The sequence below is a fragment of the Flavobacterium crocinum genome (assembly GCF_003122385.1).
GTDB classification, from domain to species: Bacteria; Bacteroidota; Bacteroidia; order Flavobacteriales; family Flavobacteriaceae; genus Flavobacterium; species Flavobacterium crocinum.
In genome coordinates this window covers 4174412-4197719 of the sequence record NZ_CP029255.1, presented here as the reverse complement: position 1 = coordinate 4197719, position 23308 = coordinate 4174412, and the positions used below count along the sequence as shown (strand labels likewise).

Below are 23308 nucleotides of genomic sequence, written 5' to 3'. Positions count from 1 at the left end.
TTCCTGATATCTTAGGGTTTTTATCATTTTTTTTTCACTTTTAATGCAACGTTTTACCACGTAAATGCGTCTAATAATAAATCATCACAATCATCAATCAATTTAACAAACAATCAATCATGAAAAAAACAGTTATTATCTTAGGAACGGCTCTGGCCTTATTTTCAAATTTTGCAAGTGCTTCTAATCAGGAGTTAGCAATTAAAAATCAAATTGAAATTTCAACTTACTTATCATCTCCGTTACACGTAGCTGTATGCAAAGGAGATTTTGAAAGTGTAAAAAAAATTATTGAATACGGTGCAGATGTAAATAAAATTATGAGAAATATGACACCGTTAATGCTTGCAGCCCGTTATAATCATGTCGAAATCGTAAAAATTTTATTAGCAAATGGTGCCAGACCTTCAATTGAAAATGACCATGGGCTAAATGCTTTAGATTATGCTACATATGCAAAGTCAGCTGAATCGATTGCGATTTTAAAAAATCTCAAGTAAAAGCATTTAAAAAAAATGTAAAAAGAAAAGCATCATTCGTAATAAAATGATGCTTTTTTCTCTTTTAAATCAGACAGATAATTATTCTTCCATTTTTGCTTTGAGGTTTTCGAGACCTTTTTGTAAATCGTTCCCAATCATTTGATCCATTTTTAACATCGGAAGCATTATGTTTGTGGGATACGGAATTATACCGCTGATTCCCCACTTCACTTTTGTCTGATTATTAGAAACAGGTTCTGTTGACATAAATCCTACAGCAGTATCTTCCATTGGCTTTTTAAATCGTAGAGCAAAATCGATACGTCTGTTTTCTGTTATTTTAGTAATTTCCTGTTCGCCAACACCAACCTCTTTCACATTACTTTCCCAGGAAGAAACCGAGCCGACCGTACCATCAACGCCTTTGTAATTTAATTTCATTTTGGGATCCATATTAGCCCAAACGCTAAACTCGTTTTGATTTTTTAGTGATTTTACATATTTAAAAATACTATCAACAGGCTGGTTGATTGTGATTTCTCTTTCAACAGCATATTCTTTAGGCATAAAATAAGCTGCTATTAATACAATCGAAATAATCAAAATTAAGATGATAAGAATTCTTTTAATAATTAGCATGATTACTGGTTTTAGGTTTGTTTCTTGATTTTTGTCAGGAATAAAATTATAGATAGTTTTATTCTTACAGTAAAGTTAAAAAAATCTAGTCTGCTTTTACATAAGACTTTGTAAGCAACAGAAAAGATATTTTATTTTTTTTCTGCTGATATTGTAACATTTTATGTTTTCTGGCGTCTATTATATCAAAACCATGAAATTTATAATGTTGTGGAGAGTAAATTATGTATTTATTAAGTAATTGTTAAGGGTTAGTTAAAACATAGTACTTTGTTATGCATAATACAAAATAATATTTTACTTTTACATGGAAATTAAAATCATCATCAATCATTTAACAACAATCAATTATTATGAAAAAATCAATTATTTATTTAGGTCTGGCCTTAGTTGTATTCGGAAATGCAGCAATGGCTTCAAACGGAGTTTCAACTGTTAAAAACCCTGTTGAATACACAGGTTATGCAGCAAACCCTTTAAATGTTGCTATCAGCAAAGGAGATTTAGAAACTGTTAAAAAGTTTATTGAATATGGAGCAGATGTGAATCAGATGTCTGAAGATTTAACTCCTTTAATGATTGCAGCACGTTACAATAAATGTGAAATCCTTAAAGTTTTATTAGCAAATGGCGCAAGACCAAATGTAAAAAATGAAAAAGGATACACTGCTTTAAAATATGCAGAATTATCAAATGCTTCAGAAGCTATAGCAATTTTGAAAGAATTGAGATAAAAAGAATACAGTTTAAAAAGTTTTGAGTTAGTTAAAATGACCTTTCTGAGCAAAAGGTCATTTTTTTTTGTTTATGTAAAACAGAAAAGCACCATTACAATGAATGATGCTTTTCATTTTTAAATCCAACAATTTGATTTAAAAAACTAAAAAAATAAATCTTTATTCTATTGGTTCATGTTTTTTTCTGTTAAATACCCAGAATAAAATAGGGAATACCAATAAAGTTAAAACGGTTGCTGTCATAAGTCCACCTATAATTACAATCGCAAGAGGTTTTTGAGATTCAGAGCCAATTCCAGTAGAAATTGCGGCAGGCAACAATCCAATTGATGCCATTAACGCTGTCATCACAACAGCTCTTGTTCTGGCTTTAACTCCCATAAAAATAGATTCTTCGAGCGTAAATTTGGCTTTCAGATTGTGATGAAACTCTGATATTAAGATTACTCCATTCTGAATACATATTCCTAGAAGAGCAATAAAACCAACTCCCGCAGAGATTCCAAAATTCATTCCTGTAAGATGTAAAGCGATAATACCTCCAATAATAGCAAAAGGAACATTTGCTAAAACAAGTAACGAGTCTTTGAAGTTTCCAAACAAAATAAATAACAGTACAAAAATTCCAATTAAACTGATAGGTACAACCTGAGCCAGACGTGCACTTGCGCGAACCTGATTTTCAAATTCTCCAGTCCATCCTGTTGTATAACCTGCAGGAAGTTTTAATTTATTCACTTTTGACTGCGCTTCTGCAATTGTACTTCCCAAATCACGATCACGAACAGAAAATTTAACTCCTATAAAACGTTTTGTATTATCTCTGTAAATAAATGCCGGTCCGGTAATGGTTTTAATGTCACAGATTTCTTTTAAAGGAATTTTGATCCCACTTATTGTTGGAACTTTAATTTCCTCCAAATCTTTTTCATCTTTTCTGTATTCTTTTGAGAAACGAACACGAACGTCAAATTTCTTTTCATCTTCATATTTTTCAGTCGCTGTTTTTCCTCCAAATGCTAATTCTAAAACAGCCTGCGCATCACTTAATGTTACGCCGTAAGCAGCCATTTTTTCACGATCCAGAATTACACTAATTTCCGGCTGTCCAACATTTCTAAGAATTCCCGCATCTTTAATACCCGGAATATCCTTGATTTGCGCTAAAACTTCATTAGCAAGCTGATCTAATTTATTTAAATCATCTCCATAAATTTTTACTGCATTAGAAGCCTTAAATCCGGCAACAGATTCTGCAACGTTATCAATTACAGGTTGTGAATAATTATAGGTAATTCCCTGATGAACTTTTAGTTTATTATCCATTTCATTAATCAGATCATCCATAGAAATTTTACGTTTCCAGTCGGCTTTTGGTTTTAAATCAACCTGAAGCTGGATAAACCCAAATCCATTTGGATCCGTTCCATCATTGCTTCGTCCTGTTTGTGATAAAACATTTTTTACTTCCGGAAAACTTTCGAGATCTTTTCTGATCATTGCAGCAGTTTTAACACTTTCAGGCAATGAAGTACTCATTGGTAATTCTGCTGTAACCCATAAGGCACCTTCATTTAATTGCGGTAAAAATTCAGTTCCTAAGAAACCTGCAGAAAAGAAAACGGCTGCCAATAATCCGATTGATGCAATTAAGGTTTGTACTTTATGTTTAAATGTCCAGGCAAAACCTTTAGAAACAATTCGGTCCCAAAAGTTCACAAACGGATTGTGTTTTTCTTTTACATTTTTGTTTAATAATATATGTGAAAGAACAGGAACCAAAGTCAAAGTAAAAATAAGCGCTCCTAATAATGCAAAACCTAATGTAAAGGCCAGGGGAGAGAACATTTTTCCTTCTACTTTCTGAAACGAGAAAATTGGAAGTAAAGCTGTAATGATAATCAGTTTTGAAAAGAAAATAGCTTTACCCATTTCCGTTCCGGTTTTCTTGATCAAACTTCCCTTGGCAATTTTATTAAATTTCTCCATTCCCAACTGATGTGCCCGATGATCGAGAACTACAAACAATCCTTCAACCATTACCACGGCACCATCAATAATAATCCCGAAATCGACAGCACCTAAACTCAGTAAGTTAGCGCTCATTCCCATCATTTTCAAACATAAGAATGCAAATAAAAGTGAAAGCGGAATTACTATAGAAACGGTAAAAGTAGTTCGCCAGTCGGCCATAAAAAGAAATACAACAACAGTAACCAGAATAATACCTTCAAATAAATTATGCATTACGGTTTCTGTCGTGAAATTCATTAAATTATCACGATCGTAAAAAGTCTCTATTTTAATGTCTTTCGGAAGAACATTATCATTTAAATCTTTAATTTTTGCTTTTATAAGGGCAAGAGTTTCCTGCGGATTCTCGCCTTTTCGCATTACGACAATTCCTTCTACAGCATCGTCATTATTTCCTATACCGGTTTGTCCCACTCGCGGCATAGAACTTTCGTAGACATCAGCAAGATTTTTAACCAAAATCGGGTTTCCTCCGGCGTCATCAACGATAATATTTCCAATATCTTCTTTAGATTTTAATAATCCAACTCCACGAACGACAAAAGCCTGTCCGTTTTTCTCTATTACATCACCACCGACGTTTAAGTTTCCTGCATTAACAGCATTGTAAACTTGTAAAGGTGTAATATTATATTTAGCCAGCTTGATTGGATCGACACCAACCTCATAGGTTTTGGTCTGACCTCCAAAAACATTTAAATCTGCAACTCCAGGAAGGGAACGAAGTTGTTTGTCAATTACCCAGTTTTGGTAAGTCAATAACTCCCGACTGTCTCTACTGTTACTTTTTACAATATATCTGAAGATTTCTCCGGTTGGTCCGTAAGGTGGCTGTACGTCCGGTTCAACATCATCAGGAAGCGAAACGTTTTTTAATAAATTGTTTACCTGAAAACGGGCAAAGGTATCGTCTACACCATCATCAAAAATGATTTTAATAACTGATAATCCAAACATAGTAATGCTTCGAACGCTTGTTTTTTTCTGAACAGAGTTCATAGAGATTTCAATAGGCGACGTTACAAAACGCTCTACTTCCTCAGCACTTTTTCCGTTCCATTGCGTAATGATAATAATTTGCGTATTGGTTACATCGGGAAAAGCGTCAATAGGCATGTTTTTGAATGAAATAAATCCGGCAACAGCTAATAATCCGACCCAAAAGAAGGTAAATGCTTTATTCTTTAAAGAAAAAGCAATAATGTTTTTTATGAATTTGTTCATGTCTTAATTATTTAAAGCACCATAAATAAATAGCTGATTGTTTGTGATCACTTTTTCGTTTTCTTTCAAACCACTTGAAATATAAGTAGTATCACCTACAACTCTATAGACTTCAACTTGTCTTGTTTCGATATTATTACGGTCTTTAAATACCACAACAAAGTTTTTACTTTTATCAAACACAATTGCTTTACTTGGTACGGCTATCATAGATTGATTTTCATTGAAAGACAATTTAATATTAGCGTTCATATCCGGCTTAAGCATATAGTCAGGATTGTTTAATTTGATTCTTGCCTGCATTGCTTTAGTCTCAGGATCAATTACGTTGTAGATTTTGTCTACTTTTCCATGAAATATTTTATCCGGATAACTTAAAGTAGTGACAGAAGCATCTGTGCCTAATTTTACTTTGTTGATGTCAATTTCATTAATATTTGCCATTGCCCAAACCTCGCTGATTTCTGCAATATCAAATATGTTTTCAGAACGGTCATTACGTAAAAGCATATCCTGATTGATACTTTTTTGAATGATAAAACCGCTTATTGGAGCAGTTACTTCGTAGATAGATCCGGCTTTGATATTGTAAATTTTATACGTTTCCTGAATTTTACTTAATTGAGACTGTGCTTTGTTTACTTCAGATTTTGCCTGTAAAACATCACTTTCTGAGTTTAATTTACCATCAAATAATTCCTGAGCTACTTTTAAATTGTTTTTGGCAACCAACAAATCACTTTTAGCATCAATAGATTGTTTTTCAAAATCAGCAACATCAGTACTTTTTATTGTAGCTAAAACTTGTCCTTTTTTAACGTAATCACCAAGCTCAACGTTTACTTTCATAACATTTCCTCCAACTAAAGGGTAAACGTCAATCATTTTATTATTATCAGCAGTAATTTTTCCGTAAAAACTTAACTCATTTTTTAAAGGTTGGGTTTGAGCAGCAGCTGTAGTAGTTGTTTTCAGCATTGCATCACTTAAAACAAAAGAAGTATTGGTTTGTGGATTTTCTATTTCCTTTTTGCAGCTTGTCAGAGATAAAGTCACAATTGCGATTCCTATGAATAATGTATGTTTCATTTTTATGTCTTTTTAAAATAAATCTTTGTTGATGGTACTGTTTAATTCTTCACCTGCTATTACGACTTTTTTCTTCAATTCGTTTAACTGAATTATTGCTTGGTTATAGCTTTCCATGAAATCTGTGAATTCTAAAAGGCTCACATTTCGTTTCTGGAAATTGGTAAGCATTCCATTATAAACTGCTTCAAAATCGGAATTTACAGTTGGTTTAATTACAGCGTAATTTTGCCTGGATTCATCCCATTTCGTCCAGGCTGAAGTAATTTCTGTTTTTAGCTGTAATTCAAAGTTTTGTTTTTCAATTTTAGATTGTTCCAAAACTGTTTTCGCATACTTAATGTTCCCTTTGTTCTGATTCCAAAGTGGTAAAGGAATACCAACAGTTAAATTAGCCTCATTGTTAAAAGCACCACTTCGCTGATCGTAATTTGCACCAAGAGTAATATCTGGAATTGAAAGTGATTTTTGCAATTTTACATTCAGCTCATTAGCATCAATTTCTTTTTGTTTGGCTAAATAATCTGGTCTGTTTGCAATAGCCTGCTCTTCAAAACTCTTAAGATCAAAATCTATTATTTTTAAATATTTATCAGAATCCTCTTTGTTTACAATTGGAACAACATTTTCAGTTTCATTCAAAAGTAATTTTAGATTTGCCTGTTCTTCGATGTTGTTATTGATAACTTCTAATCTTTCGTTTTTGAAATTAAGATATAATGATTGTAAACGAACAACATCTTTTAAGGGAATATTTCCTTTTTGAGCCTGAATAGAATAAGAATTGATCAGATTCTCGATATGGGCTAGCTGCTTATCTGTGTTTTCAAGATTTTTACTATTATAATATACAGTGAAAAAGCTCTTGCGTAATTGAAGTTTTAGAGTACGAAGTAAATCATTGAATTGCAGTTCAGCCAGTTTTTCATTAGTTTGAGCCAGTTTTACTTCGTTACGTTTTTTACCACCTAGATAAATAAGCTGTTCAATGGCAAAAACTTTCTGACCTTCTTTTCCAATATCGAAAAATTTGTCCCGTTCAGGGTTGTACGCGTTCAATTCGGCCGAAAGCGTTGGATTATCCCAAATACGAGCCTGAATAGTTAATGCCTTCGATGCATCTATATTATATTGAGATGCCAGTAAAAAAAGATTCTTTTTTAAGAATTGACTTTCACAGTCTTGAAGAGTGACTGTTTTTTGAGCTATTGCAGCTTGATTAAGAAGTGCAAATAACAGCAATGCGAATAACTTTTTCATTGTACCATTTTTAATTATACAAATATGCTATCAACAGGCTTTAAGAGACCTTAAAATCTACCTTAAAAATAGCTTAAAATTATTTATAAATTAAAAAATAATTGAAATAAATTCGTATTAATTTCTGGTATTGAGTAAGTTATGTTTGCTTTGTGTAATGTTAAAATTCTTTGCACGATTCGTAAACCCAGTCCAAAACCTGATGTTCCTTTAGCATTTTTACCACGCATAAAGGGTTGGAAAAGATTTTTTTGTTCTTCTTCGCTTAATGTGTCTCCACTATTGGAAACAGATACAATTAAATGATAATGATCTGTGCTTATTTTTACTTTAGCTTGCTTGTTATCTGAGTAAACACAGGCATTTTTTAGAATATTGCCTAAAGCTATTTCTAAAAGATTTCTATTTCCTTTAATTTCTAGTGCGGTATCAAGATCATCGCTTTCTTCCATTTCAAAGAGAATGACAAAATCTGGAAAAGACTTATTTATTTTTTCTATTGAAGAAAATAAAATTTCATCTATTCTTTGTACTTCATGATGGTCAACTTCCCGATTATCAATTTTAGAAAGTATCAGCAAAGAATTGATTAATTCCCCTAAATGATTAACATCAGTTAATATAGCATTTAAGAAAGATTTATTTTTAGGTTTAGCATCAGGATCAGCAATAGCATTTTCAATCTGAGAAGTCATTCTCGAAAGAGGTGTTCTTAATTCGTGAGAAGCATGTGCGGTGAATTCTTTTTGTCTTTGATAAGAAAGTTCAATACGATCCATCATAAAATTAAACTCATGAGCAATTAAGTCAATTTCGTCTTTACTGCTTTTAGATTCAATTCTTGTGTCAAGATTGTTTTCATTGATTTTTTTTATTTTCTGATGAAAAGCATTTAAAGGGCTCATCGCTTTTTTTATAGTAAAAGAAGTAATAACCCAGCACAGACAAGTAAAGAAAATGTAAGATATAATCAAAGTGTACCGTAAAAAGAGTAATTTCTTTTTTCCGTAATCATCTGTTGCAGAAATTAATGCATAGAAATCTTTATCGTTTGTGTCATAAAAAACGCCGTAAACTTCATAATCTCCCTGTTGTTTAAAAAAGGTCTTATTCTTTTTAAGATACTTTAAATCATCAATAGACCAATTAATTTTTGCGTCATCAATACTGCTGTAAATCAATTTAAAATTAGAATCAAAAACCAGTGTTTTTTCATCGTACAATTTATTAATCGAGTTTTGATCAATTATTTTTAAAAGCTGATTATCGACCTGCTTAACATTAACCAATAGTTTGATATTAGATAAGGCTTTAATTTCTAATCGATCGCGAAATTCTTCTTTTCGATAATTAGAATACAAAATGAATATCACCGTAGAAGCCAATCCAAAAAGGATGGTAAACAGTAAACTGACTAATAGTGATATCCGATTTTTTAATGTCATTCCTGATCGCTTAGGTAATAGCCATAACCAACTTTTGTACGGATTAGTTTGGTTTCATGGTCTTTGTCTATTTTTTTTCTTAGAAAATTAATATAAACTTCAATAGTGTTTTGATTGGTTTCTATATGATAATCCCAAAGTTTTTCGGCAATAAATTGTTTTGATAAGACTTTTCCTTTTGCGTGAGCCAAAATTAAAATCAGTTTAAATTCTTTTGGAGTAAGTTTAATTTCTTCTCCAGATCTGAAAACCTGCATTTCATCTTCAAGAATTTCAAGATCATTAATGAGAATTTTATTTTCAACTACTTGAGGAACATCTTTTCTTCTCAATAAAGATTGTACTCTGGCATAAAGTTCGTCAAAATGAAATGGTTTTACTAAATAATCATCTGCGCCACTGTCAAAAGAAGATAGTTTATCTTCGATTTCACTGAAAGCAGTCAGCATAATTATAGGTGTTTTTTTATCCGTTTCCCGAATACCTTTGCAAACCTCAATTCCATTTGCTCCGGGAACATTAATATCAAGAACAATCAAATCATATTCGTAAGGAAAGTATTTTTTAAGTAGTAAAGAGCCATCATAATATGGAATACACTCGAAACTCTTTGAAGTAAAGAATGTAGAGATTTCTTTAGATAAAGTAAAATCGTCTTCGAGTAGTAATATTTTCATTTCTGCTGATTTTTAGTAAATCTGACTGATTAGGATCAGTCAGATTTACATTTATAGAATGTATTTATTTGAAATAAGAGAATGTCTCGTTGTTTTCAATTTTTAGTAAAGATTCGTAAATCAATTTAATAACATTTTCCACATCATCTCTATGAACCATTTCAACTGTTGTATGCATATAACGAAGAGGCAGTGAGATTAATGCAGAAGGTACACCGCCATTACTATAAGCAAAGGCATCTGTATCTGTTCCTGTTGCACGAGAAGTGGCGTGTCTTTGAAACGGAATATTCTTTTCAGCAGCGGTATCTACAATTAAATCACGTAATTTATTCTGAATTGCAGGAGAATAGCCAATAACAGGTCCTTTGCCCATTTTTAAATCCCCTTCCACTTTTTTGTCTATCATTGGAGTAGTAGTGTCGTGACACACATCTGTTACAATAGCAACATTTGGTTTTATCCTTTGTGCAATCATTTCTGCACCACGAAGACCAATTTCTTCCTGAACTGAATTGACGATATATAAACCAAAAGGAAGCTTCTTTTTATTTTCGTGTAATAAACGAGCAACTTCAGCAATCATAAATCCTCCCATTCTATTATCGATAGCACGGCAAACAAATTTATTTTCGTTTAAGATCATGAACTCATCAGGATAAGTAATTACACATCCCACATGAACACCTAAAGCTTCAACCTGCTCTTTATTTTCACATCCTAAATCAATAAAGATATTGCTTAGTTTGGGAACTTCTTCTTTATCGCGCAGACGAGTATGAATTGCCGGCCATCCGAAAACACCTTTGACAATTCCGTTTTTTGTGTGAATATTAACTCTTTTAGAAGGAGCAATCTGATGATCAGAACCTCCGTTTCTAATCACATATATAAGACCATCTTCTGTAATATAGTTTACATACCACGAAATTTCATCGGCATGGCCTTCAATGACTACTTTATAAGGAGCGTCAGGATTAATTACACCTACAGCTGTTCCGTAAGTATCTGTTACAAAAGTGTCGACATACGGTTTTAAATAGTTCATCCAAAGTTTTTGCCCTTCACTTTCGTAGCCGGTAGGAGAGGCGTTATTTAGGTAGCTTTCCAGGAATGCTATTGAAGTATCTTTTAAGATAGATTTCGTGCTCATAAAAATATTTTTTTGCTAAAATATAAATTTGGTATTAGAGTTGTGTATAAATATATAATTTTACATTTAAATTATGATTCAATGAAACTAACCAACCTTATATTATTTCTTTTACTGTTCACTTTTACAAGCCAAGCTCAAGTTACTTCAAAAGAGAATGAACAAATGGGGTATATATTAACTGAAAAGGACTCTATTTTAAATGATACTATTCAATTACCGGAAATAATTATTTCGAAAGGCGAGAAGATGAGTGCCGAAGAAATGAAACAATTTCAGATTCTTCAAAACAGAGTCTATAAAGTTTATCCGTATGCCAGATTAGCGTCAGATAGATTAACTGCATTGAACAACGGAATGGCTCGTTTAAAAACAAGTCGTGAAAAGAAAAAATATTTTAAAATTGTGGAAGACTATCTAAATAACGAATTTGAAGAAAGACTTAAAAAGCTTTCCAGAAAGCAAGGTCAGATTCTCGTAAAATTGATTCATCGCCAAACAGGTATTACAACTTATGAACTCATCAAAACTTTAAAAAGCGGATTTAAGGCTTTTGTCTCTAATACAACCGCTAATTTATTTGATATAAGTTTAAAAACAGAATACAAACCGTACGATGTAAATGAAGATTATTTAATAGAAACAATATTAGTTCGCGCATTTGAATCAGGAAGATTGTCAAATCAAAAACCGGCAAATCCTCTGGATTATGATGATTTATCTAGTAAATGGCAGGAAAGAGCAAAAGAGTTAAATAAAAAGTAGTTTCTACTAATATAATAATATCAGCCCGCCAGATTTTCAAAACCTGTCGGGTTTGTTTTTTATACGTATATATAATAGTGTAATTCCAATTTTCGGTAGAGACGCACCGCAGTGCGTCTAATGCGTATAAAGGACATGAAAGACAGATGGGATTTGAGACCTTGTAGATTGGAATTTGGAATTTGGAATTTGGAGTTTCAGGATTTGGGATTTAAATTTTGAGTAGCAATTTCCCGCTATCCGCTTCAATCTTTTTGTGGTGAACCCCACCACAAAAAGGATTTCCGCTTCTATCGGGGCTAGTGGAGCCGTTTTCATAAGAAGGTTTATCTTCAAAAAGCGGTATCAAAGTTTGAAAATTCCATAAAAACAGAAATCCGAAAAGGGCAATAAGTATCAAATCAATGGCTTAAAGAGGAAAAATCCTACTTGTTGTTGGGAAATTTTGTTTTGTAAAGTAGGGGTTATGAGTAAGTTAAGAAATAAGTCTAAAAAAGATTAAAAATAGTTCGGTAAAAAGCTTGCGAAAGCGGAAAAAGGTGCTACTTTTGCACCCGCAACAACGAAAAACGTTCACAGAAATACTGACAGGAAAGAGGGATCGAGAGAAAAGAAATTTTCAAAAAAAAGATTCGGAAAAGCTTGTGAGATTTGAAAAATGCTTTTACATTTGCACCCCGCAAATACGGGAAGTTCATTGAGGGATTGGAAGGAAAGGTTGAAAAAGTGAAACGAAAAAAAAAGTTTCAATTTTTTTTAAATTTTTCTTGCAGGAAACAAAAAGAATTTCTAGTTTTGCACCCGCTTTGAGAAACAAGCGAAGGAAACAAAATTACGTTCGTAGACATATTGAATTGACAGCCGTCTCGTCACAAGACGAGACAAAATAGAATAAGAGTAATAGAATCGAGAGATTCGAGACAAACCGACTGGAATAAGGCATCGACTATATAATATTAAAATATACGATGAAGAGTTTGATCCTGGCTCAGGATGAACGCTAGCGGCAGGCTTAACACATGCAAGTCGAGGGGTATATTTCTTCGGAGATAGAGACCGGCGCACGGGTGCGTAACGCGTATGCAATCTACCTTTCACAGAGGGATAGCCCAGAGAAATTTGGATTAATACCTCATGGTATTATAGGGTGGCATCACTTTATAATTAAAGTCACAACGGTGAAAGATGAGCATGCGTCCCATTAGCTAGTTGGTAAGGTAACGGCTTACCAAGGCAACGATGGGTAGGGGTCCTGAGAGGGAGATCCCCCACACTGGTACTGAGACACGGACCAGACTCCTACGGGAGGCAGCAGTGAGGAATATTGGTCAATGGGCGCAAGCCTGAACCAGCCATGCCGCGTGCAGGATGACGGTCCTATGGATTGTAAACTGCTTTTGTACGAGAAGAAACACTCCTTCGTGAAGGAGCTTGACGGTATCGTAAGAATAAGGATCGGCTAACTCCGTGCCAGCAGCCGCGGTAATACGGAGGATCCAAGCGTTATCCGGAATCATTGGGTTTAAAGGGTCCGTAGGCGGTCCTGTAAGTCAGTGGTGAAAGCCCATCGCTCAACGATGGAACGGCCATTGATACTGCAGGACTTGAATTACCAGGAAGTAACTAGAATATGTAGTGTAGCGGTGAAATGCTTAGAGATTACATGGAATACCAATTGCGAAGGCAGGTTACTACTGGTTGATTGACGCTGATGGACGAAAGCGTGGGTAGCGAACAGGATTAGATACCCTGGTAGTCCACGCCGTAAACGATGGATACTAGCTGTTGGGGGCAACTTCAGTGGCTAAGCGAAAGTGATAAGTATCCCACCTGGGGAGTACGAACGCAAGTTTGAAACTCAAAGGAATTGACGGGGGCCCGCACAAGCGGTGGAGCATGTGGTTTAATTCGATGATACGCGAGGAACCTTACCAAGGCTTAAATGCAGACTGACCGATTTGGAAACAGATCTTTCGCAAGACAGTTTACAAGGTGCTGCATGGTTGTCGTCAGCTCGTGCCGTGAGGTGTCAGGTTAAGTCCTATAACGAGCGCAACCCCTGTTGTTAGTTGCCAGCGAGTAGTGTCGGGAACTCTAACAAGACTGCCAGTGCAAACTGTGAGGAAGGTGGGGATGACGTCAAATCATCACGGCCCTTACGCCTTGGGCTACACACGTGCTACAATGGCCGGTACAGAGAGCAGCCACCTCGCGAGGGGGAGCGAATCTATAAAGCCGGTCACAGTTCGGATCGGAGTCTGCAACTCGACTCCGTGAAGCTGGAATCGCTAGTAATCGGATATCAGCCATGATCCGGTGAATACGTTCCCGGGCCTTGTACACACCGCCCGTCAAGCCATGGAAGCTGGGGGTGCCTGAAGTCGGTGACCGCAAGGAGCTGCCTAGGGTAAAACTGGTAACTAGGGCTAAGTCGTAACAAGGTAGCCGTACCGGAAGGTGCGGCTGGAACACCTCCTTTCTAGAGCCCATTTTGTTAGCCTCAGGGCACGAATGGGAAACAAGATGCCACTCTACAGGTTTGGAATTTTAGATTGTATTACTCTTGCTGTTGATTTAAAAAATGATAAACAATTAAGTAAAACAGAGTCTCGTAGCTCAGCTGGTTAGAGTACTACACTGATAATGTAGGGGTCGGCAGTTCGAGTCTGCCCGGGACTACTATTTGACTTAATTAAAAGGAAATTTTAGGGGTTGAGACCTTATGAGCAATAATTCATAACTCATAACTAATAACTCATCACTAAAGAAATGGGGGATTAGCTCAGCTGGCTAGAGCGCCTGCCTTGCACGCAGGAGGTCAACGGTTCGACTCCGTTATTCTCCACTGATTTGCTCCAAGGAGTAGATAAAAGTTCATTGACATATTGAGATAAGAAAATAATAAGAAAGTAGAAAGCGTTTTTGTTATAAGTAACAAAAACAAAAAAAAACGGTCTTGTTTTAAGTAACAAGATTGGTACAATAAGCAAAATAAGGGCGTATGGGGAATGCCTAGGCTCTCAGAGGCGAAGAAGGACGTGATAAGCTGCGAAAAGCTGCGGGGACGAGCACACATCGATCGATCCGCAGATATCCGAATGGGGCAACCCACTATGTTGAAGACATAGTACACCGATAGGTGGGCAAACCCGCTGAACTGAAACATCTAAGTAGGCGGAGGAGAAGAAAACAAAAGTGATTCCGTAAGTAGTGGCGAGCGAACGCGGATTAGCCCAAACCAATTATGTTACGGCATAGTTGGGGTTGTAGGACCACGACATTTTATGCATGCAGAACCGGAACCGGCTGGAAAGTCGGGCCACAGAGGGTGATAGCCCCGTATGGGTAATAAATGTAATGAATAGTGGTATCCTGAGTAGGGCGGGGCACGTGAAACCCTGTCTGAATTTGGCGGGACCATCCGCTAAGGCTAAATACTCCTGAGAGACCGATAGTGAACCAGTACCGTGAGGGAAAGGTGAAAAGAACCGTGAATAACGGAGTGAAATAGATCCTGAAACCATACGCCTACAAGCGGTCGGAGCCCTTAAGTGGGGTGACGGCGTGCCTTTTGCATAATGAGCCTACGAGTTAACGTTGCTGGCAAGGATAAGTGTTTAAGACATGGATCCGTAGCGAAAGCGAGTCTGAATAGGGCGCTTTAGTCAGTAGTGTTAGACGCGAAACCGTGTGATCTACCCATGGGCAGGTTGAAGCTGTGGTAACACACAGTGGAGGACCGAACCGGTTGACGTTGAAAAGTCTTCGGATGACCTGTGGGTAGGGGTGAAAGGCCAATCAAACTCGGAAATAGCTCGTACTCCCCGAAATGCATTTAGGTGCAGCGTTATTTTAGTTATATAGAGGTAGAGCTACTGATTGGATGCGGGGGCTTCACCGCCTACCAATTCCTGACAAACTCCGAATGCTATATAATGATTGATAACAGTGAGGGCTTGGGTGCTAAGGTCCAAGTCCGAGAGGGAAAGAACCCAGACCATCAGCTAAGGTCCCCAAATATATGTTAAGTTGAAAGAACGAGGTTTGTCTGCCCAGACAGCTAGGATGTTGGCTTGGAAGCAGCCATTCATTTAAAGAGTGCGTAACAGCTCACTAGTCGAGCGGACGAGCATGGATAATAATCGGGCATAAACATATTACCGAAGCTATGGATTTGCAAGCAATTGTAAGTGGTAGGGGAGCATTCCAGCAGGGTTGAAGGTGTATCGTAAGGTATTCTGGACCGGCTGGAAAAGAAAATGTAGGCATAAGTAACGATAATGCGGGCGAGAAACCCGCACACCGAAAAACTAAGGTTTCCACAGCTATGCTAATCAGCTGTGGGTTAGTCTGGTCCTAAGGCGAACCCGAAAGGGACAGTCGATGGCCAACGGGTTAATATTCCCGTACTACTTATTGCTGTGATGGGGTGACGGAGTGATGAAAGCGCCGCGAACTGACGGAATAGTTCGTTGAAGTACCTAGCTATAGGTCCTGTAGTGAAATGCGCAGGAACTGGTGAAATACGATAGTACTCGGAGTCTTCGGACAAAGAGATAGTGCGCCTAAGGGCTTCCAAGAAAAACCTCTAAACTTCAGGCAATAAGTACCAGTACCGTAAACCGACACAGGTAGTTGAGGAGAGAATCCTAAGGTGCTCGAGAGATTCATGGCTAAGGAATTAGGCAAAATAGACCTGTAACTTCGGGAGAAAGGTCGCCCTGAGCAATCAGGGCCGCAGTGAAGAGGTCCAGGCGACTGTTTATCAAAAACACAGGGCTCTGCAAAATCGTAAGATGAAGTATAGGGCCTGACACCTGCCCGGTGCTGGAAGGTTAAGAGGAGATGTTATCTTCGGAGAAGCATTGAATTGAAGCCCCAGTAAACGGCGGCCGTAACTATAACGGTCCTAAGGTAGCGAAATTCCTTGTCGGGTAAGTTCCGACCTGCACGAATGGTGTAACGATCTGGACACTGTCTCAGCCATGAGCTCGGTGAAATTGTAGTAACGGTGAAGATGCCGTTTACCCGCAGTGGGACGAAAAGACCCTGTGCACCTTTACTATAGCTTAGTATTGACCTTGGATAAATGATGTGTAGGATAGGTTGGAGACTGTGAAGCGGCGTCGCCAGGCGTTGTGGAGTCATTGTTGAAATACAACCCTTTGTTTATCTGAGGCCTAACCCCGCGTTGCGGGGGACATTGCTTGGTGGGTAGTTTGACTGGGGTGGTCGCCTCCAAAAGAGTAACGGAGGCTTCTAAAGGTTCCCTCAGTACGCTTGGTAACCGTGCGTAGAGTGCAATGGCATAAGGGAGCTTGACTGAGAGACATACAGGTCGATCAGGTACGAAAGTAGAGCATAGTGATCCGGTGGTTCCGCATGGAAGGGCCATCGCTCAAAGGATAAAAGGTACGCCGGGGATAACAGGCTGATCTCCCCCAAGAGCTCATATCGACGGGGGGGTTTGGCACCTCGATGTCGGCTCGTCACATCCTGGGGCTGGAGAAGGTCCCAAGGGTTGGGCTGTTCGCCCATTAAAGTGGCACGCGAGCTGGGTTCAGAACGTCGTGAGACAGTTCGGTCTCTATCTACTGCGGGCGTTAGAAATTTGAGTGGATCTGATTCTAGTACGAGAGGACCGAATTGGACAAACCTCTAGTGTATCTGTTGTCCCGCCAGGGGCACCGCAGAGTAGCTACGTTTGGAAGGGATAAGCGCTGAAAGCATATAAGCGCGAAACCCACCACAAGATGAGATTTCTTTTAAGGATCGTGGAAGATGACCACGTTGATAGGCTATAGATGTAAAGGCAGTAATGTCATAGTCGAGTAGTACTAATAATCCGTAAGCTTATGTACGAACTTTTCCCTCTCTGGTCCCAGACCAGGGAGGGAGGAAACTTTCTTAAACTTAATAAAACTTATTTGTTTCTTTATCTCAGTATGTTAAAATATTGTCCGCACCGCGGAAGGTTAAAGGTTATATGTTATGAGTCAAGCGTTTAAAACGAGAAACTATAAACAACAAACCAATAACCAACAACCTTAAGGTGGTTATTGCGGCGGGGCTCACCTCTTCCCATCCCGAACAGAGAAGTTAAGCCCGCCTGCGCAGATGGTACTGCAGTTTTGTGGGAGAGTATGTCGTCGCCTTTCTTTTGAAAACCCTGTCCAAACTGAACAGGGTTTTTTATTCAAACTTTTACTTATTTATAAGTAAAAAAAGGTACCTTAGCTCAGATGGTAGAGCAATGGACTGAAAATCCATGTGTCCCTGGTTCGATCCCTGGAGGTACCACATAATGCTCGGATGGTGAAATTGGTAGACACGCTGGACTTAAAATCCAGTGAACAGCAATGTTCGTGCGGGTTCAAGTCCCGCTCTGAGTACTAAAACTTCAATTAGCTTTGCTAGTTGAAGTTTTTTTTGATCTAAACTTATTTTATACAGAATTTCTCTATTTTTACCGCAATATTTTTGAATTAAATTCTGAATTATGCAAAATGTATTTCTAAAAAAGGATTGTGATCAATTTATTAAGCGCATTAATCAGCTTAAACAAGATTCACAACCGTTGTGGGGGAAAATGAGTGTCGATCAGATGCTGGCTCACTGTAATGTAACATATGAAATGGTTTATGATAATATTCATCCTAAACCAAATACATTCATAAGACTTCTGTTAAAAGTATTAGCTAAAAACAAAGTTGTTAGCGAAAGACCCTACTCTAAAAATCTGAGTACAGCTCCGCAATTTATCATAAAAGGTGATAAAGATTTTAATTTGGAAAAAAATAGACTTATTGCATACATTTTAAAAACACAAGAATTAGGTGGAAATGAATTTGAAGGGAAAGAATCACTTTCTTTCGGAAGATTAACATCACAAGAATGGAATAATATGTTTGCTAAACACTTAGATCATCATTTTTCCCAGTTTGGAGTTTAATTACAAATAGATTGTTATGAGAATATGTATAATTCTATTTTTTTTCTTCTTTGGATTTAATTCTAATGCGCAAAAACAAGATGTTCAAAAAAGTATTGAAACTTTTTTTGAAGGATTTCATCAAAGAGATTCAATAAAATTAAAATCAGTTTGCGCTGATAAGATGATTTTGCAATCTATTAGTGAGAATGCCGTAAAAGGAAATAAACTATCGAATGAAAGTACTAACGAATTTTATAAGTCTATTGTGACGATACCTTTAAATATGAAATTTCAGGAGAAAATTTTGAACTTTAATATTCAAATTGATGGAACAATGGCGCATGTTTGGGCTCCTTATGAATTTTATCTAAATGAGAAATTAAGTCATAGAGGTGTAAATACTTTTACACTATTTAAAGAGAAAGACAACTGGAAAATAATTTACTTAATTGATACAAGAAGGAAATAGTAATTAGTTTTTCTCCTATTCAATAGAATAATATAAGCAAATATCATTTAGAAGGCACTCTTCACATTTTGGTTTTGGCCGACATATTTCCCTACCTAAAAAAGAAATTGCCATTCCAATTTCCGACCAGATTTTTTTAGGTAAAGTCTGCATTAAATCTTTTTCTACTTTATTTCCGTCTTTTGATTCTTTGATAATTCCAATTCTTGGAGCAACTCTTATCACATGCAAATCTGCTATGATACCTTCTGCTGGTTGTTGGGTTTCTCTCATGATAACATTAGCAGATTTTCTGCCTACACCTTTAAGTGCCGTTAATCCAGACATCGACAAAGGAATATCTTTATCTTCTTTAATAGTTTTAGCAATATCCAAAAGCCATAGCGCTTTAGTTGGATAATTGCGCACTTTGTTAATGTATGGAATAAAAGTTTCCAAATTAGTTTTGGACAAACTTTTTAATGTTGGAAATTTCTCAAATAAAATAGGAGCAATTTTATTTATATTAGCATCTGAATCCTGAGCTGATAGTACAACCATTACTAAAAGCTGGTACGTATTTTTATACTCTAATGGATGACTTTTTCCTTTATACTTTTTTAAAATGGGATTTAATTTTATTTCCCAGTTCGAAATTTCTCCAAATAAATCCATTACAATAATTTTATTTGTTGTTGGTATTGAGTTAGTTATCTGTAAAATTAATTAATTTTAACAAACTCTAGTATCTTTTTGATAACATTTTGATTTCCAAGTATTTTTCTGTGACCTAATCCATCGGTTAAAAATAATGAGCCGTTTTTTAGGTTTTTGTGAATATGAATTCCTGCTTTTACCAGTACTTCCGGATCGTCGTTATCATGTATTACTAAAACTGGAATTTCAATTTTTTGCGCAGCTTTATAAGCAGAAAAATCGTCCATTTTAACTTGATATTTATCTTCAAAAAAGAGTCTTAATCGGTCACTAAATTCATTTTTTAGCTTCAGCTTACAAATAAATTCATCTAAAATATCTTGTACAATATCCCCACTGCCAATAACAATAGCCTTATTAACTTTTAAACCATCTTTAATCGCATTTAAAACAGACATGCCTCCTAAAGAATGCCCAATTGCAATTTCAAATGGTCCAAATTGTGTTTCTATTTCCAGAATAGAAGCTATAAATTCAGACATTATTGTTGTTGTTCCTTTTGATTTTCCATGCGCAGGAGCATCGAAACTTATAGTTGAATAGCCATTATGCAGTAATTCATCGGCTACTTTAAATAATTGGGTTCCACGTCCAGACCAACCATGAACTAATAATATCTTTCGAGTATTATTACCATAATGATAGGTAATAATATCTTTATTGATACTTTCAACGTGAATAGTCTTTTGAAGGCTTTTAGAATCCATCTCAAGTTCACGTTTAGGAACCTTATGTTTTATTGGAGTTGTAAATATTCTGGCAGCAAATTTAGTAGCGAGATTTTTAGATACAAGTGAACAAATATTGGTAGATATTATAATTATCTGTGGAATTTTTAATGATTTAATAGGATTAATTGCCTTTTTTGCCATTTCAATAAAACTTAATTATGAGCAATACTTTGGTTGTTTTTTTGCTAAATTTAAAAAAGATAAATGTAATATATAAATGATCGTTTCTAAAAAAATGATCTCAAAATAATTTCTGAAATGGAGATTTTTCATATTAGTGCAGAATGTTATCCTATGGCAAAAGTTGGCGGGCTGGCTGATGTTGTAGGAGCATTACCTAAATATCAAACCAATGCAGGGCATTTGGTGAGAGTTGTTGTTCCTTGTTATGATACAAAATTTAAAAATGAAAATGATTTTGAATGTGTTCATTGGGCAACAGTAAAATTGGGAAATTTTGATTTTCCTTTTAGTGTTCTTAAAGAAAAGACAAATAAGTTAGGGTACGAACTCTATCTTATTGAAATTAATGATTTGTTTAATCGTCCAAATGTTTACGGTTATGAAGATGATATTGAACGTTTTTTATCTTTTCAAATAGCAACATTAGACTGGATTATAGCGAGAAATAAAATTCCGGATATTATTAACTGTCATGATCATCATACCGGTTTGGTTCCATTTTTACTTCAGGTAGCCTATAAATATGAAACTCTTAAAGATGTAAAAACGGCTATTACAATTCATAACGGATTGTATCAGGGCTGGTTTGGATTTGATAAATTGTATTATTTACCAGAATTTGATTTGAAACATGTTGGATTGTTAGAGTGGAATAATTCTATTAATTCATTGGCTGTTGGCGTAAAATGTGCTAATGCCGTTACAACTGTTTCTCCTAGTTATTTAAATGAGATTAATTACTCTGCAAATGGACTGGAAGAGCTGTTTAGATCTGTTCGTAATAAATCTAAAGGGATTTTGAACGGAATAGATTTCGAAGTCTGGAATCCGTTGAAAGATCAGATGATTGCTGAAAATTATTCAATCGAGAATTTTGAAACAGGAAAGTTAAAAAATAAAGAAAAGCTATGTGAACAGTTTGAACTCGATTCTTCAAAACCATTGTTCAGTTTTATTGGACGTTTGTTTGAAGAAAAAGGTGGTGATTTGTTGCCGCAGGCTTCTGCTTTAGCATTATCGGAACATTTTGAAGATATTAATATTCTCATATTAGGTTCGGGAAATGCTGAAATAGAATTACAACTTACGCAATTGCGAAATGATTATAAAGGAAATTATAATGTTTTTATAGGTTATAATGAAGAATTAGCACATTTAATTTATGCAGGTTCAGATTATGTTTTAATGCCGTCAAGAGTGGAGCCGTGTGGTTTAAATCAGATGTATGCTATGCGATATGGTACAATTCCGATTGTGAGAAGAACTGGAGGTTTACGAGATACAGTTATCGATTTTGGAGATGATGGAAATGGAGTTTGCCATGATCAGGCTTCGGTTGGAGACATTTGTTATTCTATAAATCGAGCTGTTAATTTATATAATGATAAAACAAATTTCAATAAAGTAGTTCAAAGAGGAATGTCAACAGATCATTCCTGGGAAAGAGTGTGCCAAGAATATATCGAATTATACAACCTAATAATTGAGAAAAATGAAATTTAAAAAGAAAAATGTAGTTGCTATTATTTTAGGAGGAGGACAGGGATCACGTTTATTCCCTTTAACAGAAACGAGATCAAAACCAGCTGTCCCGATTGGAGGAAAATATCGTTTGGTTGATATTCCAATTTCTAATTGTATCAATTCAGATATTTTCAAAATATTTGTTCTGACACAGTTTAACTCTGCATCTTTAAATGCTCATATCAAAAATACTTTTAATTTTAGTATTTTCAGTCAGTCATTTGTTGATATTTTGGCTGCGGAACAGACTCCAGACAATCCAACCTGGTTTCAGGGAACTGCTGATGCTGTAAGGCAGTGCATGTCGCATTTTTTAAAACATGATTTTGACCATGCATTGATTCTTTCCGGAGATCAACTGTATCAAATGGATTTTAATGAAATGCTGGAAGCTCATATTGCGGCGGATGCCGAAATTTCTATTGCAACTTTACCCGTAAACGCTAAAGATGCTCCGGAATTTGGAATTTTAAAAACAGATCATGAAAATAATATTCATGCTTTTATAGAAAAACCACATGCTTCATTGTTGCCGGAATGGGAATCTGAAGTGAGTGAACAAATGCAGGAAAAAGGTAAAAAGTATCTTGCTTCAATGGGGATTTATATTTTCAACAAACCATTGTTAGAGGAATTAATGGCAAATCAGGAAACGAAAGATTTTGGAAAAGAAATTATCCCTCAAGCCGTTGGAAAACATAAAATTTTAAGCTATCAATATGAAGGATATTGGACGGATATTGGAAATATAGAATCCTTTTTTGAAGCTAATATTGGTCTTACTGCTGATATTCCGGAATTTAATTTATTCGATAATGAGAATAAAATTTTTACAAGACCAAGGTTGTTACCGCCTTCAAAATTTAGAAATTCGATTATAAATCAATCTTTAATTTCAGAAGGATGTATCATAAATGCCAAAGAAATTAAGAGTTCTGTAATTGGAATCCGTTCCAGAATTGGTGAAGGGACAGTTCTTGAAAACTGCTATGTAATGGGGAACGATTTTTATCAGGATCTTGATGAACTGAACCATGAAAGTAACATCAATAAAATCCATGTTGGAATTGGAGAAAATTGTTATATCAAAAATGCTTTGGTTGATAAAAATGTGCGCATTGGAAATAATGTTCATATTAGCGGAGGAAAACATCTGGACAATTTTACCAATGAACTATACAGTATAAAAGATGGAATTGTTGTGATTAAAAAAGGTGTTACACTTTCAGATAATTTTAGAATAGAATAGAAACTGAATATCTAATA

16 protein-coding genes, 4 tRNA genes and 3 rRNA genes are annotated in these 23308 nt (G+C 35.7%); 14 read left to right on the top strand and 9 right to left on the bottom strand.

Features of this window, described 5'->3' with window-relative positions:
* Window positions 1-119: 119 nt before the first annotated feature.
* Window positions 120-500, top strand: coding sequence for an ankyrin repeat domain-containing protein (locus tag HYN56_RS18690; protein ID WP_109193559.1), 381 nt, complete (start codon window positions 120-122; stop codon window positions 498-500).
* Window positions 501-581: 81 nt separating this feature from the next.
* On the opposite strand, the gene HYN56_RS18685 is transcribed toward HYN56_RS18690, so the two are convergent.
* Complete coding sequence (locus HYN56_RS18685; RefSeq protein WP_109193558.1) at window positions 582-1121, bottom strand: SRPBCC family protein; 540 nt, start codon at window positions 1119-1121, stop codon at window positions 582-584.
* Between the two features lie 353 nt (window positions 1122-1474).
* On the opposite strand from HYN56_RS18685, the gene HYN56_RS18680 reads away from it, so the two are divergent.
* On the top strand, window positions 1475-1855 hold the full coding sequence (locus HYN56_RS18680; RefSeq protein WP_109193557.1) for an ankyrin repeat domain-containing protein: 381 nt from the start codon (window positions 1475-1477) through the stop codon (window positions 1853-1855).
* 162 nt (window positions 1856-2017) lie between these two features.
* Here the strand turns inward: HYN56_RS18680 and HYN56_RS18675 are convergent, their stop codons facing one another.
* From HYN56_RS18675 to HYN56_RS18650, 6 genes are all read right to left on the bottom strand, one after another.
* The gene (locus HYN56_RS18675) at window positions 2018-5116 is read right to left on the bottom strand and encodes an efflux RND transporter permease subunit (protein WP_109193556.1); all 3099 of its coding nucleotides are present in this window, start codon (window positions 5114-5116) and stop codon (window positions 2018-2020) included.
* Between the two features lie 3 nt (window positions 5117-5119).
* Complete coding sequence (locus HYN56_RS18670; protein WP_109193555.1) at window positions 5120-6205, bottom strand: efflux RND transporter periplasmic adaptor subunit; 1086 nt, start codon at window positions 6203-6205, stop codon at window positions 5120-5122.
* 12 nt (window positions 6206-6217) lie between these two features.
* On the bottom strand, window positions 6218-7465 hold the full coding sequence (locus tag HYN56_RS18665) for a TolC family protein (protein WP_109193554.1): 1248 nt from the start codon (window positions 7463-7465) through the stop codon (window positions 6218-6220).
* A gap of 83 nt (window positions 7466-7548) precedes the next feature.
* Complete coding sequence (locus HYN56_RS18660; protein ID WP_109193553.1) at window positions 7549-8910, bottom strand: HAMP domain-containing sensor histidine kinase; 1362 nt, start codon at window positions 8908-8910, stop codon at window positions 7549-7551.
* The gene (locus HYN56_RS18655; RefSeq protein WP_109193552.1) at window positions 8907-9587 is read right to left on the bottom strand and encodes a response regulator transcription factor; all 681 of its coding nucleotides are present in this window, start codon (window positions 9585-9587) and stop codon (window positions 8907-8909) included. The genes HYN56_RS18660 and HYN56_RS18655 overlap by 4 nt, the downstream gene beginning before the upstream one ends.
* A gap of 64 nt (window positions 9588-9651) precedes the next feature.
* A complete protein-coding gene (locus tag HYN56_RS18650; RefSeq protein ID WP_109193551.1) occupies window positions 9652-10740 on the bottom strand; it encodes a M42 family metallopeptidase in 1089 nt (362 codons plus the stop codon).
* Window positions 10741-10821: 81 nt separating this feature from the next.
* Between HYN56_RS18650 and HYN56_RS18645 the strand changes: the two genes are divergently transcribed.
* The 10 genes from HYN56_RS18645 (at window position 10822) to HYN56_RS18595 (ending at window position 18908) form a co-directional block, all read left to right on the top strand.
* Window positions 10822-11505 (top strand): DUF4294 domain-containing protein, encoded by a 684-nt coding sequence (locus HYN56_RS18645; RefSeq protein ID WP_109193550.1) that lies wholly within the window; start codon window positions 10822-10824, stop codon window positions 11503-11505.
* Window positions 11506-12470: 965 nt separating this feature from the next.
* Window positions 12471-13984 (top strand): 16S ribosomal RNA (locus tag HYN56_RS18635).
* A 126-nt stretch (window positions 13985-14110) separates the two neighbouring features.
* Window positions 14111-14184, top strand: a tRNA-Ile gene (locus HYN56_RS18630).
* 92 nt (window positions 14185-14276) lie between these two features.
* Window positions 14277-14350, top strand: a tRNA-Ala gene (locus HYN56_RS18625).
* A gap of 135 nt (window positions 14351-14485) precedes the next feature.
* Window positions 14486-17366: ribosomal RNA gene (locus tag HYN56_RS18620) — 23S ribosomal RNA — on the top strand.
* A gap of 187 nt (window positions 17367-17553) precedes the next feature.
* Window positions 17554-17663: ribosomal RNA gene (rrf, locus tag HYN56_RS18615) — 5S ribosomal RNA — on the top strand.
* Together the 16S, 23S and 5S rRNA genes with 4 tRNA genes alongside form the textbook arrangement of a ribosomal RNA operon.
* A gap of 69 nt (window positions 17664-17732) precedes the next feature.
* A tRNA-Phe gene (locus HYN56_RS18610) sits at window positions 17733-17805 on the top strand.
* Window positions 17806-17811: 6 nt separating this feature from the next.
* Window positions 17812-17897, top strand: a tRNA-Leu gene (locus HYN56_RS18605).
* A gap of 107 nt (window positions 17898-18004) precedes the next feature.
* Entirely contained in the window at window positions 18005-18457 is a 453-nt protein-coding gene (locus tag HYN56_RS18600; RefSeq protein WP_109193548.1) for a DUF1569 domain-containing protein, read from the top strand.
* Between the two features lie 16 nt (window positions 18458-18473).
* Entirely contained in the window at window positions 18474-18908 is a 435-nt protein-coding gene (locus tag HYN56_RS18595) for a nuclear transport factor 2 family protein (protein ID WP_109193547.1), read from the top strand.
* 15 nt (window positions 18909-18923) lie between these two features.
* Here HYN56_RS18595 and HYN56_RS18590 read toward each other — a convergent pair whose 3' ends face one another.
* Window positions 18924-19562 carry an endonuclease III domain-containing protein gene (locus HYN56_RS18590; protein WP_109193546.1) on the bottom strand — a complete coding sequence of 213 codons (639 nt, stop codon included), beginning with the start codon at window positions 19560-19562 and terminating at the stop codon, window positions 18924-18926.
* A gap of 47 nt (window positions 19563-19609) precedes the next feature.
* On the bottom strand, window positions 19610-20476 hold the full coding sequence (locus HYN56_RS18585) for an alpha/beta fold hydrolase (RefSeq protein WP_109193545.1): 867 nt from the start codon (window positions 20474-20476) through the stop codon (window positions 19610-19612).
* 117 nt (window positions 20477-20593) lie between these two features.
* Here HYN56_RS18585 and HYN56_RS18580 point away from each other — a divergent pair, with 117 nt between their 5' ends.
* Window positions 20594-22021, top strand: coding sequence for a glycogen synthase (locus HYN56_RS18580; protein ID WP_109193544.1), 1428 nt, complete (start codon window positions 20594-20596; stop codon window positions 22019-22021).
* Window positions 22011-23291, top strand: a complete 1281-nt coding sequence (locus HYN56_RS18575) for a glucose-1-phosphate adenylyltransferase (RefSeq protein WP_109193543.1) — start codon at window positions 22011-22013, stop codon at window positions 23289-23291. The genes HYN56_RS18580 and HYN56_RS18575 overlap by 11 nt, the downstream gene beginning before the upstream one ends.
* Window positions 23292-23308: the final 17 nt, after the last annotated feature.

Bases quoted from the DNA above. Each gene is read 5' to 3' on its own strand.
- HYN56_RS18690 (WP_109193559.1), top strand. From the start codon at position 120: ATGAAAAAAACAGTTATTATCTTAGGAACGGCTCTGGCCTTATTTTCA.
- HYN56_RS18685 (WP_109193558.1), bottom strand. From the start codon at position 1,121: ATGCTAATTATTAAAAGAATTCTTATCATCTTAATTTTGATTATTTCG.
- HYN56_RS18680 (WP_109193557.1), top strand. From the start codon at position 1,475: ATGAAAAAATCAATTATTTATTTAGGTCTGGCCTTAGTTGTATTCGGA.
- HYN56_RS18675 (WP_109193556.1), bottom strand. From the start codon at position 5,116: ATGAACAAATTCATAAAAAACATTATTGCTTTTTCTTTAAAGAATAAA.
- HYN56_RS18670 (WP_109193555.1), bottom strand. From the start codon at position 6,205: ATGAAACATACATTATTCATAGGAATCGCAATTGTGACTTTATCTCTG.
- HYN56_RS18665 (WP_109193554.1), bottom strand. From the start codon at position 7,465: ATGAAAAAGTTATTCGCATTGCTGTTATTTGCACTTCTTAATCAAGCT.
- HYN56_RS18660 (WP_109193553.1), bottom strand. From the start codon at position 8,910: ATGACATTAAAAAATCGGATATCACTATTAGTCAGTTTACTGTTTACC.
- HYN56_RS18655 (WP_109193552.1), bottom strand. From the start codon at position 9,587: ATGAAAATATTACTACTCGAAGACGATTTTACTTTATCTAAAGAAATC.
- HYN56_RS18650 (WP_109193551.1), bottom strand. From the start codon at position 10,740: ATGAGCACGAAATCTATCTTAAAAGATACTTCAATAGCATTCCTGGAA.
- HYN56_RS18645 (WP_109193550.1), top strand. From the start codon at position 10,822: ATGAAACTAACCAACCTTATATTATTTCTTTTACTGTTCACTTTTACA.
- HYN56_RS18600 (WP_109193548.1), top strand. From the start codon at position 18,005: ATGCAAAATGTATTTCTAAAAAAGGATTGTGATCAATTTATTAAGCGC.
- HYN56_RS18595 (WP_109193547.1), top strand. From the start codon at position 18,474: ATGAGAATATGTATAATTCTATTTTTTTTCTTCTTTGGATTTAATTCT.
- HYN56_RS18590 (WP_109193546.1), bottom strand. From the start codon at position 19,562: ATGGATTTATTTGGAGAAATTTCGAACTGGGAAATAAAATTAAATCCC.
- HYN56_RS18585 (WP_109193545.1), bottom strand. From the start codon at position 20,476: ATGGCAAAAAAGGCAATTAATCCTATTAAATCATTAAAAATTCCACAG.
- HYN56_RS18580 (WP_109193544.1), top strand. From the start codon at position 20,594: ATGGAGATTTTTCATATTAGTGCAGAATGTTATCCTATGGCAAAAGTT.
- HYN56_RS18575 (WP_109193543.1), top strand. From the start codon at position 22,011: ATGAAATTTAAAAAGAAAAATGTAGTTGCTATTATTTTAGGAGGAGGA.